This is a genomic window from Saccharospirillum sp. ABV4_185 (assembly GCF_056159245.1).
Window position 1 is genome coordinate 1445327 of sequence record NZ_JBSWUW010000001.1, and the last position, 14640, is coordinate 1459966.

Annotated in this window: 15 protein-coding genes; 4 read left to right on the forward strand and 11 right to left on the reverse strand. The window is 59.0% G+C overall.

Annotated elements, in window-relative coordinates:
- Positions 1-343: 343 nt before the first annotated feature.
- Genes ACXAE6_RS06695 through ACXAE6_RS06715 form a run of 5 tightly spaced genes read right to left on the reverse strand, consistent with a single transcriptional unit; the run spans position 344 to position 4020 of the window.
- The gene (locus ACXAE6_RS06695; RefSeq protein ID WP_475146002.1) at positions 344-1018 is read right to left on the reverse strand and encodes a DUF484 family protein; all 675 of its coding nucleotides are present in this window, start codon (positions 1016-1018) and stop codon (positions 344-346) included.
- Complete coding sequence (dapF, locus tag ACXAE6_RS06700) at positions 1015-1842, reverse strand: diaminopimelate epimerase (protein ID WP_475146004.1); 828 nt, start codon at positions 1840-1842, stop codon at positions 1015-1017. The genes ACXAE6_RS06695 and dapF overlap by 4 nt, the downstream gene beginning before the upstream one ends.
- A 7-nt stretch (positions 1843-1849) precedes the next feature.
- The gene (gene lysA / locus ACXAE6_RS06705) at positions 1850-3115 is read right to left on the reverse strand and encodes a diaminopimelate decarboxylase (protein ID WP_475146006.1); all 1266 of its coding nucleotides are present in this window, start codon (positions 3113-3115) and stop codon (positions 1850-1852) included.
- A complete protein-coding gene (gene lptM / locus ACXAE6_RS06710; RefSeq protein ID WP_475146009.1) occupies positions 3112-3327 on the reverse strand; it encodes an LPS translocon maturation chaperone LptM in 216 nt (71 codons plus the stop codon). The genes lysA and lptM overlap by 4 nt, the downstream gene beginning before the upstream one ends.
- 21 nt (positions 3328-3348) lie before the next feature.
- On the reverse strand, positions 3349-4020 hold the full coding sequence (locus ACXAE6_RS06715; RefSeq protein ID WP_475146011.1) for a substrate-binding periplasmic protein: 672 nt from the start codon (positions 4018-4020) through the stop codon (positions 3349-3351).
- Positions 4021-4172: 152 nt separating this feature from the next.
- Between ACXAE6_RS06715 and ACXAE6_RS06720 the strand changes: the two genes are divergently transcribed.
- Complete coding sequence (locus ACXAE6_RS06720) at positions 4173-4754, forward strand: acyloxyacyl hydrolase (RefSeq protein WP_475146013.1); 582 nt, start codon at positions 4173-4175, stop codon at positions 4752-4754.
- Here the strand turns inward: ACXAE6_RS06720 and ACXAE6_RS06725 are convergent.
- Both ACXAE6_RS06725 and pyrE read right to left on the reverse strand, forming a co-directional pair.
- Positions 4738-5421 (reverse strand): TVP38/TMEM64 family protein, encoded by a 684-nt coding sequence (locus tag ACXAE6_RS06725; protein ID WP_475146016.1) that lies wholly within the window; start codon positions 5419-5421, stop codon positions 4738-4740. The genes ACXAE6_RS06720 and ACXAE6_RS06725 overlap by 17 nt on opposite strands.
- 81 nt (positions 5422-5502) lie before the next feature.
- Positions 5503-6189, reverse strand: coding sequence for an orotate phosphoribosyltransferase (pyrE, locus tag ACXAE6_RS06730; RefSeq protein ID WP_475146019.1), 687 nt, complete (start codon positions 6187-6189; stop codon positions 5503-5505).
- A gap of 245 nt (positions 6190-6434) precedes the next feature.
- On the opposite strand from pyrE, the gene ACXAE6_RS06735 reads away from it, so the two are divergent.
- The gene (locus ACXAE6_RS06735; protein WP_475146022.1) at positions 6435-7196 is read left to right on the forward strand and encodes an exodeoxyribonuclease III; all 762 of its coding nucleotides are present in this window, start codon (positions 6435-6437) and stop codon (positions 7194-7196) included.
- Between the two features lie 20 nt (positions 7197-7216).
- Here the strand turns inward: ACXAE6_RS06735 and ACXAE6_RS06740 are convergent, their stop codons facing one another.
- Positions 7217-8716 carry a YifB family Mg chelatase-like AAA ATPase gene (locus tag ACXAE6_RS06740; protein ID WP_475146025.1) on the reverse strand — a complete coding sequence of 500 codons (1500 nt, stop codon included), beginning with the start codon at positions 8714-8716 and terminating at the stop codon, positions 7217-7219.
- 66 nt (positions 8717-8782) lie between these two features.
- Complete coding sequence (locus ACXAE6_RS06745) at positions 8783-9760, reverse strand: NAD-dependent epimerase/dehydratase family protein (protein ID WP_475146028.1); 978 nt, start codon at positions 9758-9760, stop codon at positions 8783-8785.
- Between the two features lie 110 nt (positions 9761-9870).
- Here ACXAE6_RS06745 and ACXAE6_RS06750 point away from each other — a divergent pair, with 110 nt between their 5' ends.
- Entirely contained in the window at positions 9871-10764 is an 894-nt protein-coding gene (locus ACXAE6_RS06750; RefSeq protein WP_475146030.1) for a LysR family transcriptional regulator, read from the forward strand.
- A gap of 49 nt (positions 10765-10813) precedes the next feature.
- On the forward strand, positions 10814-11329 hold the full coding sequence (locus ACXAE6_RS06755; protein WP_475146034.1) for a hypothetical protein: 516 nt from the start codon (positions 10814-10816) through the stop codon (positions 11327-11329).
- Here the strand turns inward: ACXAE6_RS06755 and ACXAE6_RS06760 are convergent.
- Both ACXAE6_RS06760 and ACXAE6_RS06765 read right to left on the reverse strand, forming a co-directional pair.
- Positions 11301-11972 carry an NAD(P)H-binding protein gene (locus tag ACXAE6_RS06760; RefSeq protein WP_475146037.1) on the reverse strand — a complete coding sequence of 224 codons (672 nt, stop codon included), beginning with the start codon at positions 11970-11972 and terminating at the stop codon, positions 11301-11303. The two genes, ACXAE6_RS06755 and ACXAE6_RS06760, sit on opposite strands and share 29 nt — an antisense overlap.
- Positions 11969-14515, reverse strand: coding sequence for a bifunctional diguanylate cyclase/phosphodiesterase (locus tag ACXAE6_RS06765; RefSeq protein ID WP_475146039.1), 2547 nt, complete (start codon positions 14513-14515; stop codon positions 11969-11971). The genes ACXAE6_RS06760 and ACXAE6_RS06765 overlap by 4 nt, the downstream gene beginning before the upstream one ends.
- Positions 14516-14640 lie beyond the last annotated feature (125 nt).

A 14640-nucleotide genomic window follows, 5' to 3' on the forward strand; every position in this document is an offset into this window, starting at 1 on the left:
CGAATTACCCGGCAGTGTAGCAGCCATTGCAACAGCGGGACGGCGCTGGCGTCACACTTTACTGACGAGGGAGCCTCTGAATAACTCCCCCGAGGCTCTGGCTTATCCGAGGGACGCTGCTACAAGGCAAACTCATGCAGGAATGTCTAGACCTTTCAAATGAGTTTAACGCTGTGGCAGCGTTCCTCGGAAAGCCCCGGAGGGCGCGGCTAAAACGTCCTGCCCCGGCGTTGCACTTCTTGACAAGGACTACGCCATTGCGCTGCGAAGTGCGCCTTGTGGCAAAACGTTTTAGCTCGCGCAGAGCCCTGGGGGAGTTGTTCAGAGGCTCCCTAAGAAAGTGTCAGCAGCGCTGCAGTAACAGACTGGTCACTTGCGCCAGGTGGCTGAGAAACAGCGTTTCGGTGCCGGAGCGGAAATGCTGGCTGTCGTGATGCCCTAATGCCAGCACCCCCAGAGTCTGGTTTTTGGCATCGGTCAGCGGGGCCAGTGCGATGGAACCGACGTTGCGCCCAGCGAACAGAAAATCACGTTCGCTGTCACTGAAGCTGCCGCACATGGCTTTGCCGTCGTTGATCAGGGTGGGGAAATATTGGCTCAGGCTGTCGCGGCTGATCTGCAGCCAGGGGTCGCCATCGGCGTTGGCGCGATCGCACAGAATCACGCTGGTTTCGTGCACCTCGAATTGCTCAATCAGGCCGGCTTCCAAGGCTTCGATCAGACCACCCGCGGTGTCGTGTGGCACCATGGCCAGCACCAGTCGTTGCAATTGCTGAAACAGGCGGTCGTTGCGTTGGGCCACTTCAATAAAGTGATTCAGGCGATCGATCAGCTGACGGTTTTCGTGGCGCAGAATCTGATTCTGACGCTCCATCAGGGAAATAGCGTTGCCGGATTCGTGACGCAGATGCAGTTGCTTAAGCAGGTTGGGGTGCTGCTCGAAAAAATCCGGGTGCTGACGCAAATAGGCGATGACCGCCTCTTCCGATACAGCGCTGTCGTTAACAGTCTCGGTCACCCCACCACTCCTTCATAGACGGTTTCGACCGGCCCGGTCATCAAAACATTACCATCACCGGACCACTCAATTTTCAGGGTACCACCAGTCAGATGGATGTGAACCTGATCATCGAACCAGCCGTTGATATGACCGGCCACCATGGCAGCGCAGGCGCCGGTACCACAGGCCAGGGTTTCACCGACGCCGCGTTCGTAAACGCGTAACCGTGCCTGGCTGCGATCCACGATTTGCAGAAAACCAACGTTGACGTGTTGAGGAAAGCGCTCGTGCTGTTCCAGTTCCGGGCCAAGCGTTTCCACCGGCGCGCTGTCGACGTTGTCGACGCGCAACACACAGTGCGGGTTGCCCATGTTAATGGCAGCAATTTCCAGCGTGTCGCCGGCTGCGGTTTGCAGTGGATAGAGCAGTTGACGCTGGTCAGTGGTAAAGGGAATTTTTTCCGGTGCCAGCCGTGGCCGGCCCATATCGACGGTGACTTCGCCGTTGGGCTGCACCAACAGTTCCAGATCGCCACCGGCGGTTTCGACGCGGATGCGATCAGCCTGAATCAGTTTGCGATCGAGCACAAAACGCGCAAAACAGCGTGCGCCGTTGCCGCAGTTTTCCACCTCGCCGCCGTCGGCGTTGAAGATGCGATAGCGAAAATCCCGATCCGGACGCGTCGGTGGTTCGACCAGCAGCAGTTGATCAAAGCCGATGCCAAAATGGCGATCGGCCCAACGTTCAACCTGGTCGGCAGTAAATTCCACGTTCTGGGAAACACCATCGATGACCATAAAGTCATTACCCAGGCCGTGCATTTTGGTGAATTTCAGACGCATATCGGGCTCAGCTCAGTCGGGATTCCAGGGCCAGTTGATCAGCAACGGTTTCCCGCTTGCGCACCAGCTGCACCTGATCGCCTGCCACCATGACTTCGGCCGGACGATTACGCGAATTATAATTGGAAGCCATAACGGCACCATAAGCACCGGCCGAATGCACCGCCAGCAGATCGTTTTCAGCCAGCGCCAGGGGGCGACCCTTGCCCAGAAAATCGCCGGTTTCGCAGACCGGTCCGACGATATCCCAGTCCGCCTGTTGGCCCGCGGGGTTGGGTGTTACCGGCTCTATGCTCATCCAGGCCTGATACAGCGCCGGACGAATCTGATCGTTCATGCCGGCATCGACAATGGCAAAATGATGGTCGCCGTTGTCTTTAAGAAATTCCACGCGCGTTAGCAACACCCCGGCATTGGCGACGATGGAACGGCCCGGTTCCAACACCAGTTCCAGATCGCGATCACCCAGCACCTCAACCAGCCGGCTAACAAAAGCCGCGACATCTGGTTCGATGTCTTCGCCGGTATAACGCACACCCAGACCACCGCCGAGATCGAGATGCTTTAATTTGATGCCTTCGCTGGCGAGGGTATCAACCAACGCCAGGACTCGGTCGAGAGCATCATCAAACGGCGAGGTATTAAGAATTTGCGAACCGATGTGGCAGTCGACACCGATCAAATCGAGGTTGGGTAAATCCTGCGCCGCTAACCGATAAACCTCCAAAGCGCGGTCGATGGCGATGCCGAATTTGTTCTGTTTCAGGCCGGTGGAAATATAGGGATGGGTCTGGGCATCGACATCGGGATTCACGCGCAGTGAAACCGGCGCCCGCACTCCCAGTTCGCCAGCGACGCTATTGAGCCGGCGCAATTCGCTTTCCGACTCGACATTAAAGCAGTGAATGCCCACTTCCAGCGCACGCTTCATTTCATGCGCCTGCTTGGCGACGCCGGAAAACACCACCTTGGCCGGATCGCCACCAGCGGCCAGTACCCGTTCCAGCTCACCCAGGCTGACGATATCGAAACCGGCGCCACGCTGCGCCAGTGCATCGAGCACCGCCAGGTTGGAATTGGCCTTAACGGCGTAACAGATCATGCCCGGGTGTTTCCCCAGGCCGCGACGGTAGGCGTCGAACTTCTGTTCGATGGCCGTACGCGAATAAACATAAAGCGGCGTGCCAAACTGTTCGGCCAGCCGGCGTAGGGGTACTGCTTCGGCGTGGAGTTCGCCGTTGCGGGATGCGAAAGCGGAGGCGTCGGCCGTCATGATGGCAGTATAAATTCCTGTGCTGAAGTCGCGCTTGAGCGGGCGGATTCGCTGGGCAGATAGAGGTCACTTTTCTGACCACAGGCGGTCAGCGTGACCATCAGCCAGAATGAGCACAGCAAAGTGCGAAGGATTCTATGCATAAGTGCCAATCCAAACCGAGCGAAAACGAAGCGCCAGTATAGGGGAACTGGGCCGCTAAGCCCATCCATCGGCCAGGGTTCGCCGGCATGCTAAGGTTCATTCAGGCCATAACGACGCAGGATGGCATGGTAGGCCGGGGTCTGTTTGAAACGCTGCAGTTCATCACTGAAGCGCTGCGCCAGAGTGTCGTAACCGGGCTTGTCGGCAAACACCAGATAGACCGGTTCTGCCGGTGCCAGAGAGGGCGCCAGTGGTTTGATGCGGGCGTCTTGCCATTGCTGTAACACGAAGCTGGCGACTCGGCTGTTGACGGCGTAATAGTCCACCCGACCGCGTTGCAGCAGACGAAAACCCTGCTCGAAGGTATCCACCGGGATGCGATCGATGCCCGGATAGACATCGAAGGCGTCGTTGTACTGATAACCTCGGTTGATCGCCACCACCGCACCTTCGAGTTCGGCGAGCGTTGGCGCCTGGCTGCGTTCGCAGGCATAGCAGTAAAGGTAGGACGTGCTGTAGCTCAGTGGTTCGTCCGGATAGTGCAGTTGGCGGCGCCGTTCCGGACTGTCGAAGGCGTCGAGCAAGGCATCGGCCTGGCCGGAGTTAACTTCAATCAATGCCCGGCGCCAGGGCAGCAATTGCAACGCCATCTCCAGGTCGAGATGGGCCAGCACCGCTTCGGTCACTTCCACATCGAAGCCAGGCAGGTCGATCTGCTCGGTCACATAAGGAGGCCAGGGTTCGGATACGATGGTCAGCATCGTATCGGCGACAACCTGAATTGGGCCCAGTAACCCCAGGCAAAATAGCGTTCGCAAAAAATTTGGCGGCATCGCGGCAGTATAACGGCAATGCGTCAATACCCCAGCCCTGGCTATAATGCCCGGCTTTGGTCATTGATTGAGGGGATCGAATGCGCGTCTGGGCAGGGGTTTTATTGACGGCAGCACTGATAACAGGGGTTCAGGCCGAACCTTTAAAGATGCATAACGTAGCGGTACTGACCTCGGTTGGTACTGCCATGGCGGTGAATGCGCTGGGTGCGGATACCGCAGGTCTCGATTTTGGCAGCGACGATGGCAAAGAGCGCGGTCGTTTGCTGGTCGGTTGGGATTTGCCAGTGACCGGTGACTTCGGGCCGTTTGCAGTAACCACCACCCTGGAAGTGGCGCTCGGCCAGGCCACCTATCGCGAAGATGGCGTACGTCAGGAGCAGTCCATGGCCAACATTACGCCGGTGTTCGATTGGCGTTTGCCGATGGGGCCGGTCACCGGCATTTTCGAAACCGGTCTGGGTGTGGCTTACCTCAGTCGTACCACTTTAGGACCGGATATCTATTCAACGCGCTTTCAGTTCAGTCAGATCTTTGGTCTGGGATTGCAGTGGGGGCCGGTGCAACTGGGCGGCCGCTTCCAGCATGTCTCCAACGGCGGCATCGAAAAGCCCAACAACGGCCAGAACTGGTACGGCGTGGTGATCAAGTATCACTACTGAAACGCTGGCGCAGCAGCGCCAGGCTCTTGCGCGCCGCTAACGGAAACAGGCCGAGCAGGACAAAGGCGATGATCAGATCGGGCGACAGGATGCCGCCCAGACCTTCCAGTTGAGCCAGCTGGGTACCGGCGTTCACGTAGACGGCGGTGCCGGCCAGCATGCCGACCTGGCTGACCCAATAGAAAGTACGCAAGCGAATCGGTGTCAGTCCCATCGCCAGGTTGATGACGAAAAACGGAAACAGCGGCACCAGTCGCAGCGAAAACAAATAGAAACCGCCGTCTTTTTCCACGCCTGCATTGATGGTCGCGAGTCGATCTCCGAAACGCTGCTGCACCCAGTCACGCAACACAAAGCGAGCGCTTAAAAAGGCGCCGGTCGCGCCAAGAGTGCTGGCAAAACTGACCAGCAATAAACCCAGTGGTAAACCAAAAATCGCGCCGCCGGCCAGCGTCAGCAAGGTCGCGCCGGGCAGTGACAAAGCGGTGACCAGTACATAGATAACGAAGTAGAGTGCGGCCAGTTGCCACGGATGTTGCGCCTGATAAGCGGCCAGTTGTGCCTGTTGCTGCTGCAGGTTTGTCAGCGTCAGTTGGCTGTCGAGATCGAACACAAAGAAGGCGGCGATGGCGAGAGCCACCAGTACGATCAAGAGGGCGCGTTGCATGGCTGGATTCCTGGACGGTTGGAAGACTCAGACTGCATTCGCGCAGGGAAGTTTCTCAGATCACTTTTTCTGGCGGCGTTATCAGGCCACGCCATATTGAGCACGGTACGCTTCGATGGCCGGCAGGTGCTCGGCGAAGTCACCGCTTTCTTTTAAATAGCCGACCAGTTGACTGAAGGTGATCACCGGAATGATCGGCAACTGGTGTTCGGCCTGCAGCGCCTGGATGGCAGACAACTCACTGTCCGGCGCTTTTTCCTGACGATCCATGGCGACCACCACCCCGGCCAGCCGGGCCTTGGGATAATTCGCCAGCAACGCCTGAACTTCGCGGATGGCGGTACCGGCGGTAATGACGTCATCGACGATGACAATGTTGCCGTTCAGTTCAGCGCCAACCAGAGTGCCGCCTTCGCCGTGATCCTTGGCTTCCTTGCGATTGAAAGCGTAAGGCACGGAGCGGCTGTGATCGCGATTGAGTGCCACCACTGTGGTGGTCGCCAACGGAATGCCTTTGTAGGCCGGGCCAAACACCAGATCGAAATCCAGGCCCGAATCGACCAAGGCCTGGGCGTAATAACGACCCAGGCGGTCGAGCGCTTCGCCGGTCTGGAAGCGGCCGGCGTTAAAGAAGTAGGGACTCTGGCGGCCGGATTTGAGCGTGAAGTCGCCAAAACCGAGCACTTGTTGATCGATCGCAAAACGGATGAAATCGCGTTGCCAGTCGCTCAATGCTTCTGTCGTTGCAGTGGAAGCGATATGATCCATGAGCTAAGGTCCCCAGAGCATGAGTGTTGTGGCCGCTTGGCCGAATTGGCGCGCGAGTATAACGAAAGCGGGCCGAGAACAAAAAGACCGGCACAGTCGGCTGAACTTTCGTGAACAGAGCGTTCGATTCGCTTAACTGAAATCTCTGAAAATTGCCCGTACATGGCGCTGAAAAGGCGGTACAGTGCCGTGACACTGCACTATCGTGCCGCTATGATACGCGCGTTTTTGACTGGATAGACAGCATGAAGGTCGTCACCCTCAATTTGAATGGCATTGTGAATGCCTCCCAGCGTGGCTTTCTCGAATGGCTCGAGAAACTGGATGCGGATGTGGTCTGCGTTCAGGAACTGCGTGCCAAGGAATATCAACTGCCCGAAGCCTTTCTGGACGTGCCCGGCTACAACGCCTTTTTCTTCGACGCCGAAGAAGACGGCTACTCTGGCACCGCCATCTACAGCCGCACCATGCCCAAGGCGATCATTCGCGGCATCGGTTCGCCGCAGTGGGATCTGGAAGGTCGTTTTATCCAGGCCGACTTCGATAACGTCAGCATCGCCTCCATCAACGTGCCGCACGCGCGCACCGAAGAAGAGGTCGAGCACAAGCTGGCCTTCCTGGACGTGCTCGGTTTGCACATGAAGAAAACCCGTCGCAAGCGGCGCGAGTTTATCTTCGCCGGTTCCTATCAGGTGGCGCACCGTTCCATTGACCTGGGCAACTGGGAAAACCATCAGCGTGAAGCCGGCTTTTTGCCGGAAGAGCGCGCCTGGATGGATCAGGTGACTGGGCCGATTGGCTTTGTTGACGCCTTCCGTTTGATGAACCGCCAGGATCGTCAACACAGCTGGTGGCCCTTTGATGAAGCCCAGGCCAACGGTATGCGACTCGATTATCAGATGGTCACGCCCAACATCGCCGACTACGTGATCGATGTGAAAATCCTGCGTGAGCCACGCATATCGCCGCACCTGGCGGTGATGATCGAATACGATATGGAACTGTGATCGCGGCATTCCGTTCGCAGTTACACCGACCCCAGTAATTTCTCCAATTGCCGACTGTTGAGCGCCTCGATCAAGGCGCTCTTGTCGATGTCGGCAACACCCTGCAAATCCGCCACGGTGCGTGCCACCCGCAAGATGCGATGGTAAGCCCTGGCACTCAGCCGTAACCGCTCCATCGCTCTATCCAATAGCTGTTGATCGGGGTAAGCCAAGGCACAGTGACGCTCCAGCGCCGCGCCGCTGAGATCGGCATTGGCGCAACCCTGACGATTCAATTGCCGCTGCCACGCCAACGCCACCCGCTGCTGAACGACGGCCGTGGTCTCGCCCGGCGCGGCCTGGGTCAGCACTTCTTTGGGCAGCGCCGGCACTTCAATATGTAAATCGATGCGATCCAATAACGGGCCGGACAGCCGCGCCAGATAGCGTTGCATCTGCTCGCGGGTGTAACGCTGCGAGCGCGGGTCGTCCGGGCTGTAACCGCCCGGCGTCGGGTTCATGGCCGCCACTAACTGGAAGCGCGCCGGAAAGGTGGTTTGCCGGGCGGCGCGGGCGATGCTGACTTCACCGCTTTCCAGAGGTTCACGCAGCACGTCCAGGGCCGCGCGGGGAAACTCGGCCAGTTCATCGAGAAACAACACGCCCCGATGCGCCAACGTCACTTCGCCGGGACGCGGAATTGAACCGCCGCCGATCAGCGCAACGCCCGAAGCGGTGTGATGCGGTGAGCGAAAGGGCCGGGAGCCCCAGTTCAACGGCAGGCCACAGACCGATTGCACGCTGGCAACTTCCAAGGCTTCGAGCTCGGTCAGCGGTGGCAACAAGCCAGGCAGGCGCGACGCCAGCAAGGTTTTGCCGGTGCCGGGCGGGCCAAAAAACAGCAGGTTATGACGTCCGGCTGCGGCGATTTCCAAGGCCCGTTTGGCGCCTTCCTGGCCTTTAACCTCCGCCAGATCGGCAACCGGTGGCGGCACTTCGGGCAGTTTATAATGCGCCTGCGGCAGACTCTGATGACCGCGGAAATGACTGGTGACCTGCAACAAGTGGCTGGCGTGACGCACATCGGAGCCACTGGCCAAAGCCGCTTCGGCGGCGCCGGACGGGCTGGTGATTAAGATGCGTCCGGCTTCGGTACAGGCAATGGCCGCCGGCAGCGACGCCGGCCCCGGACGCAATTCGCCCGACAGCGCCAGTTCGCCAAAAAATTCATAGCCGTCGATGCCATCGGCGGGTAATTGCTTGCTGGCGATCAGAATGCCCAGGGCGATGGCCAGATCAAACTGAGCGCCCTGCTTGGGCAGATCGGCCGGTGCCATATTGACGGTGATGCGGCGGTCGGGGAATTCAAATTGACTGTTTAGCAGCGCTGAGCGAACCCGGTCACGCGCTTCCTTTACCGCCGTTTCGGGCAGGCCGACCATGGTAAAACCGGGCAGACCATTGGTGAGATGAACTTCGATAGTAACCAGTGGCGCATCCATCCCTAAACGCGCACGGCTGTAGAGCACCGCTAAACTCATTGTCGTCCCTGACAGTGTTTGAGTGAGGCTTAACGCTACCCTTTCCACTCCATAGCGGCAAGGCAATCAGGCGCTGGCGCTATGACCATTATCCGGCAGGCAATGCATGGCGCTCAGTGTTTCGGTCAGCGCGACCGACATCGGCGTGCGCGGTTCTTCACCCAATTGCGCGACCAGCTTGGCGTTGCTCAGGGTGATCGGTTTATTCCACAGGTAACGCATTTCCAGCAAGCCTTTGAAGGTGAGGTTGAACGGCGCGACCAGATGCACCAGCCACCAAGGGAAAGCGGTGGTTTTCATCCGTGGCTCGCCGCTGACCTGGCGTATCTGTTGCGCCAGTTCCGCCCCGGTCATCACCTGACCGGCGAATTGAAAATCGGCGTACATCGGCAACTGTTCACGACGCTCAATCAAGCGCGCGAAAGTTTCCGCCAGATCGGGCAAATAGGCGTAGCTGTGCTTAACGTTCATGGCGCCGAGGTAGGCCATTTTGGTGACGCGGCGCTTGGGTTTAATCAGGAAGTTCAGCACCGATGAGCCTGAGCCCGGGCCGAAAAAATCGCCGGCGCGCACCAGGATGACCTGAACGCCGTCGTCCGCTGCCTGGCGCAGCAGCTGTTCCATTTCCACCCGCACCTGGCCTTTTTCGGTCTGTGGTTGTTGCGGGGCGTCTTCGGCAAGGTGTTCGCCGCTGTCCGGGGCGTAGTTATAGACGTTTGCCGGAAACACCAGGGTCGCACCGCTGGCTTTGGCGGCCGCTATGGCGTGCTGGTGCATCGGCAAACCGATCTCGCGCCAGCGCCGATAACCTGGTGGGTTGGTGGCGTTGACGATGACATCGCAACCCTGGGCGGCAGTGGTGGCATCGCCGGCCTGGCTCATATCGCCGCGGCGCCAATCGATATCGGGCAGGTCTTTAAACTGCTCGGCAGCGAGGTCCGGGTTGCGGTGCAAAGCGCGAATGTTCCAGCCGCGCTGGGCCAGTTTGCGAGTGATGTTGGCGCCGACACTGCCGGTGGCGCCGAGGATTAATACCGTACTCATAAGGATCTCCTAGCAAGGTTGTATGGACACGGCGCCTACTGTGCTATCTAATAATAAGAATGGAAATTGGCGAAAATTGCATTGGTTATATACAAAAATGAATGAAAACCATGAGTGACCAGAACGGCGACTGGAGCCATTACCGATCCTTTTTGGCGGTGGTGCACGAAGGCAGTTTGTCGGCGGCGGCGCGGCGCCTGCATCTGACACAGCCGACGCTGGGCCGGCATATCGATGCCCTGGAACAACAGCTGGGCCGGGCCCTGTTTGCGCGGGGTCGCAATGGACTGGAACCGACCGAAGCGGCGTTGGCGCTGATTCCCCATGTGGAAGCGATGAGCGCCGCTGCTCAGGCGCTGTTGCGCGAAGCCTCAGGTGAAGCGTCCGAACCCAGCGGCACCATTCGAGTGACCGCCAGCGAGGTGGTCGGCTGTGAAATTCTGCCGCAGATACTGGTGCCTTTTCGCCAGCGTTATCCGGCGATTGCGCTGGAACTGGCGACGTCCGACCGGGTCACCAATCTTTTGATGCGCGAAGCCGATATCGCCATTCGCATGACTGAACCGAATCAGGGTGCGCTGGTAGCGCGGCATCTGGGGCAGGTCGAGGTGGCGCTCTATGCGCATCGGGATTATCTGGCCCGGCGCGGTATGCCGAAACACAAGCACGACGTGAACGCTCATGCGCTGATTGGTTTCGATCGTGATGACACCGCCGTGCGCGTGCTGCGCGAACACGATTTCAAACTGGAACGAACCGATTTCGACCTGCGCACCGACAACAATGCCGCTCAGTTAGCCGCCATTCGTTGTGGCCTTGGCATCGGCCCGATGCAGTGCAAACTGGCCGATCGCGATCCGAATCTGGTGCGCGTGCTGGCCGACAGCGTGCGCTTCGAATTGCCCATGTGGCTGGCGATGCATGAGTCATTGCGCTCGGTGCGGCGGGTACGGCTGTTGTTCGATCACCTGGCTGAATCCTTGCTTGACTGGGTGGCTGACTGATCATCCCTTGATACACTAGCGCGTCGTTTTTGACCCCGGAGAACCACCCATGACCCTGACTCGATCCAGAATGCTCTGGGCCGCCGGCTTGCTGGTTGTATTGATAGTGGCGCTGAGTATTTTCTGGCACCAACGCTATCAGCAGCGTCATGTACAGGCGCCGCAGCAATTGCTGACGCATTTGGGGGAAGTGGCACTGGGAGAGACGGCGCTGGATCCGGCTTATCTGTTGGTGGAAACGCTGGCAGAGCAACAGCGACTCTGGCTGAGCGACCAACTGCTGGCGGACCTGAGTGGCAGCGGTCATCCCGATCCGCAAGCGGCGGTACAGGCGTTATTGCCACGCGCCGGTGCTCGTCTTGATGATGCTGCTGGTCTGGCTGAGGCGCTGACGCCGCGCTTGCAGGCGTTACCGGAACCGCCCTGGGCGTTGTTGGTCGAAGAATCCCGTCTCTGGCAGATTCAGGCGGGCGACTATTGTCTGAGCATCGGTTTTCAAGGCAGCGCTGCGCCGGCCTTGTGGCAGTGGCGCGACTTCAGTCGCTGTGCGGACGCCAGCGATTGATGCGCCGAGCGTCCCAGATATCGAGCACCGGGCCCTGCACCGTTGCGGCCTGATGTACCAGGACCCGCGCCAATTGTTGTGCTTCGACCGGCTGGTAACGGCTCAGTCGGCCCGTGAGTAACGGCGAAACGGCGCGTCCAAACAAGGCGCCCAGCCGCTCTGCCAACCGAAATTCCTGCCGCTCACCGAGTAACAGTGACGGCCGCAGCAGCGTCAGGCGTTGGAAGCTGAGCGCGATCAATTCCTGCTCGGCCTGGCCCTTGGTGCGCAGATACAGATTGCGGCTGTCGGCATCGGCGCCGACGCTCGACACCGCCAGGCAATGGCGCACACCGCGATCGCGGGCCCAATGTGCCACCTGCGCAACCAGGTCACGATCCACCGCGATAAACGCCTCGGCGGAGCCAGCGCTGCGTAAAGTGGTGCCCAGTGAGCAGATCAGGCTGCCGCCGCTGAGATCGAGACCGGCGGTATCGGTTTCCAATTGCTTGAAGTCGACCACTTGTACTGCCTGATGCGGCAAGGCCGGCGCTACCGGTCGACGTACCAGCAACCAGCAGGGATCGAAGTGATCGGCGGTGAGTCTGGGTGCCACGGCCTGGCCGACCAGACCGGTGGCGCCCACCAGCACGGTGGCGGTCATGCGAACATTTCCTGACGTTGTGGCCGGTTGGCACAGAAGTCGGCCACGGCCATGGGTTCAGCAAGATGGAAGCCCTGAAAATAGTCGACTTCCATCTGCTTCACCACGCTGAGAATGTCGTTGGAATGCACGTGCTCGGCGACGGTGCGGATGTTCAGATCCTGACACAATTGCACCACCCGTTTGACCAGAATGCGGCTGACTTCGCTTTCATCCAGGTTGCGAATCAGGCTGCCGTCGAGCTTGATCCAGTCCGGTTTCAGATGCAGCACGCGCTCTAAATTGGAGTAGGCGCTGCCGAAATCGTCGATGGCCAGTTTGCAGCCCAGACGCCGTAATTCCATCAGGGTGATGGCGAAGCGCTGAAATTCACGCAGGCCATCGGATTCGACAATTTCCAGCGTGACCCGCTCGGCTTCGATGCCCGAGCGCAGCCAGTGTTTGAGCCGTTCGATTAACTCGGTATTGCCCAGATCGCGGGCGGTAAAATTCAGCGTGAAACCGATGTTCAGATCTTTGAGCAACCGGAAGGTTTCATCGATCATGCGCATCGACAGGCGCGGATACAGCTGCGTCGGTTTGACCAGATCGAGAAAATCCCCGGGCGCGTAAATGCGGCCATCCTGGCGAATGCGAATCAGCGCTTCGACGTGTGGCACCTCGCCACGGGCATTGAATAACGGCTGGATAAAGGGCTCGACTTCATCGTTGGCCAGCGCGGTGCGCACCCGACCGAGCCAGATCAGGCCGTCGCGTTTGTGCTTGTCGTTACCGGGCATATCCAGCGCCCGGGCGATGGGTAACTGATGGTGGTAGGCATGCCGCCGCGCTTCCGAGGCCTTGATCAATAAATCTTCCGGGCCGGGCGTCATATTCGGCGGCAATTCGTCGCGGTGGGCGGTGCCGGCGGTCAACAGAATCGGCAGGACGTTGCGCACGCGTTCGGCGCTGAAGACATCGGACTGATCCTGCAAGCGTTCGGTTAATTGCGCCATGCCGCGGAAGAACGTCTGGTTCGGGCAGGCATCGGGCGCCACGATCAAAAATTCGTTGGGCGAACCGCGAAACACCAGCGCCGTGGTCGGCAATAATTCCGGCAGATGGTTTTGGATGGCCTGACTTAAATCACCCAGTAACTGGTCGCCGATGGCGTAGCCGTAGAGGTTATTAATCTGGCGCAGGTTGTTCACTTTCAGGCTGCACACCTGAGCAATGGGCCAGGGGTCGGCATCGCGCAGACACTGCAACAGACCGACGCGGTTGGCGAGGCCGGTGATGGCATCGGTTTCGTATTTGCGAAACAGCTCGCGGGTTTTGATTTTGACCTCGGCTTCGAGGTCGCGATTGACCTGATCCAGGTCTTTGACCGATTCGCGAATCAGATGAAACAGCGGCGTCAGCGCATTGCTCTGGTAGGTCACTAGCGGTTTGCGCTGCGCCGGATCTTCCGCCAGCGCCAAGACCGTCAGATGATGTTGCAGCGATCGGGTGTGACCGTTTTCGTGGTGCAGTTCGTCCGCACAATAGGCGCCGCTCAACGGCGCCAGCTGGCGCAATGGGGTCAGTTCCAGGTCGGGCCCGCCGCTGTTGCTGGAGGCGCGCGCCTGGCAGTTGAACGCCAACAGTAATTCCGGGCGTTGCTCGTAGAGTTGTTGGGCGCCCTTGCTCAGAGCTTCACGGCTGATTGACGGATGGCTGTAGGCAAAACGCACCTTGTCGCCGACCTGCAAAGGTTCGGATAACTGAAAGCCACCGCCGCTGAGATTGTCGATGGGCACGCAGAGTCGCTGCTGGGCGCCGTCGATGTGCATCAACGGAAAATGGCGATAGTCGGCGGGATTCAGTGGCTGGTTGTCATTGAGGTAGGTGTCGTACAGCGACTGTACCGAACGATTGTCCAACTCATACAATTGGCTGCCGGAAGCTTTGGTGACCGTCCAGTTGCGACCGATCTGATGCCATTGATTAAAGGCCAGCGACTGCACCATCAGGGTCGGGTTATCGAGCGTCACCACCAGGCAATGATTGGGATGCACCAAGCCATTGGCGAACACCCAGCCGCCAAGCTGGTCGGTCATCCGGCCGCCAGCGACGACCACTTGCGGATGCTGCTGGTTCACCCAGTGAAAGAGATCATCGCAGGCCGGCGCCGGGTCGCTGAAGAAGGTCAGTGCCAGGCGGGTGTGATCGGCAATCAGCGGGCGATAAAGTTGCTCGCCCAGTGTTTTCAGGTCGGCTTGCCAGGGCAATGCCTGGCAGCGTATCTCGGTGCGTTCAAACTGCAGACACTGCACCAGCACTTCGCCTTCGGTCAGTGGACCGCGGTTCAGAATTGGCCCGCACTGGGTGCCGACAACCGTCGCTTTGGGCCACAGGGCTTCAAACCAGGGCAGGATGGGTTGCAGGGTGTCGGCGGTGGTGTTGGCGAAAATAAGGATCAGTAGATTGGCGTGGTCGGGAAAGCGTCGCTGGAACTTTCCGAGCTGCTGCAGGCCGTCCTCGACGCCTGGTCGGAACGAAAAAGACGCTATCTGTACGGCCATAATCAGAGGGCTGAATGTGTTAGTGTTTTGTAAGTCTATGTTAAAGATCGGTACGTTGGAAACCGCTTATGACGCGGGCTCTACTATCGATGGTCGAACAGCTGCATTGTTCGTCAAGACGAACA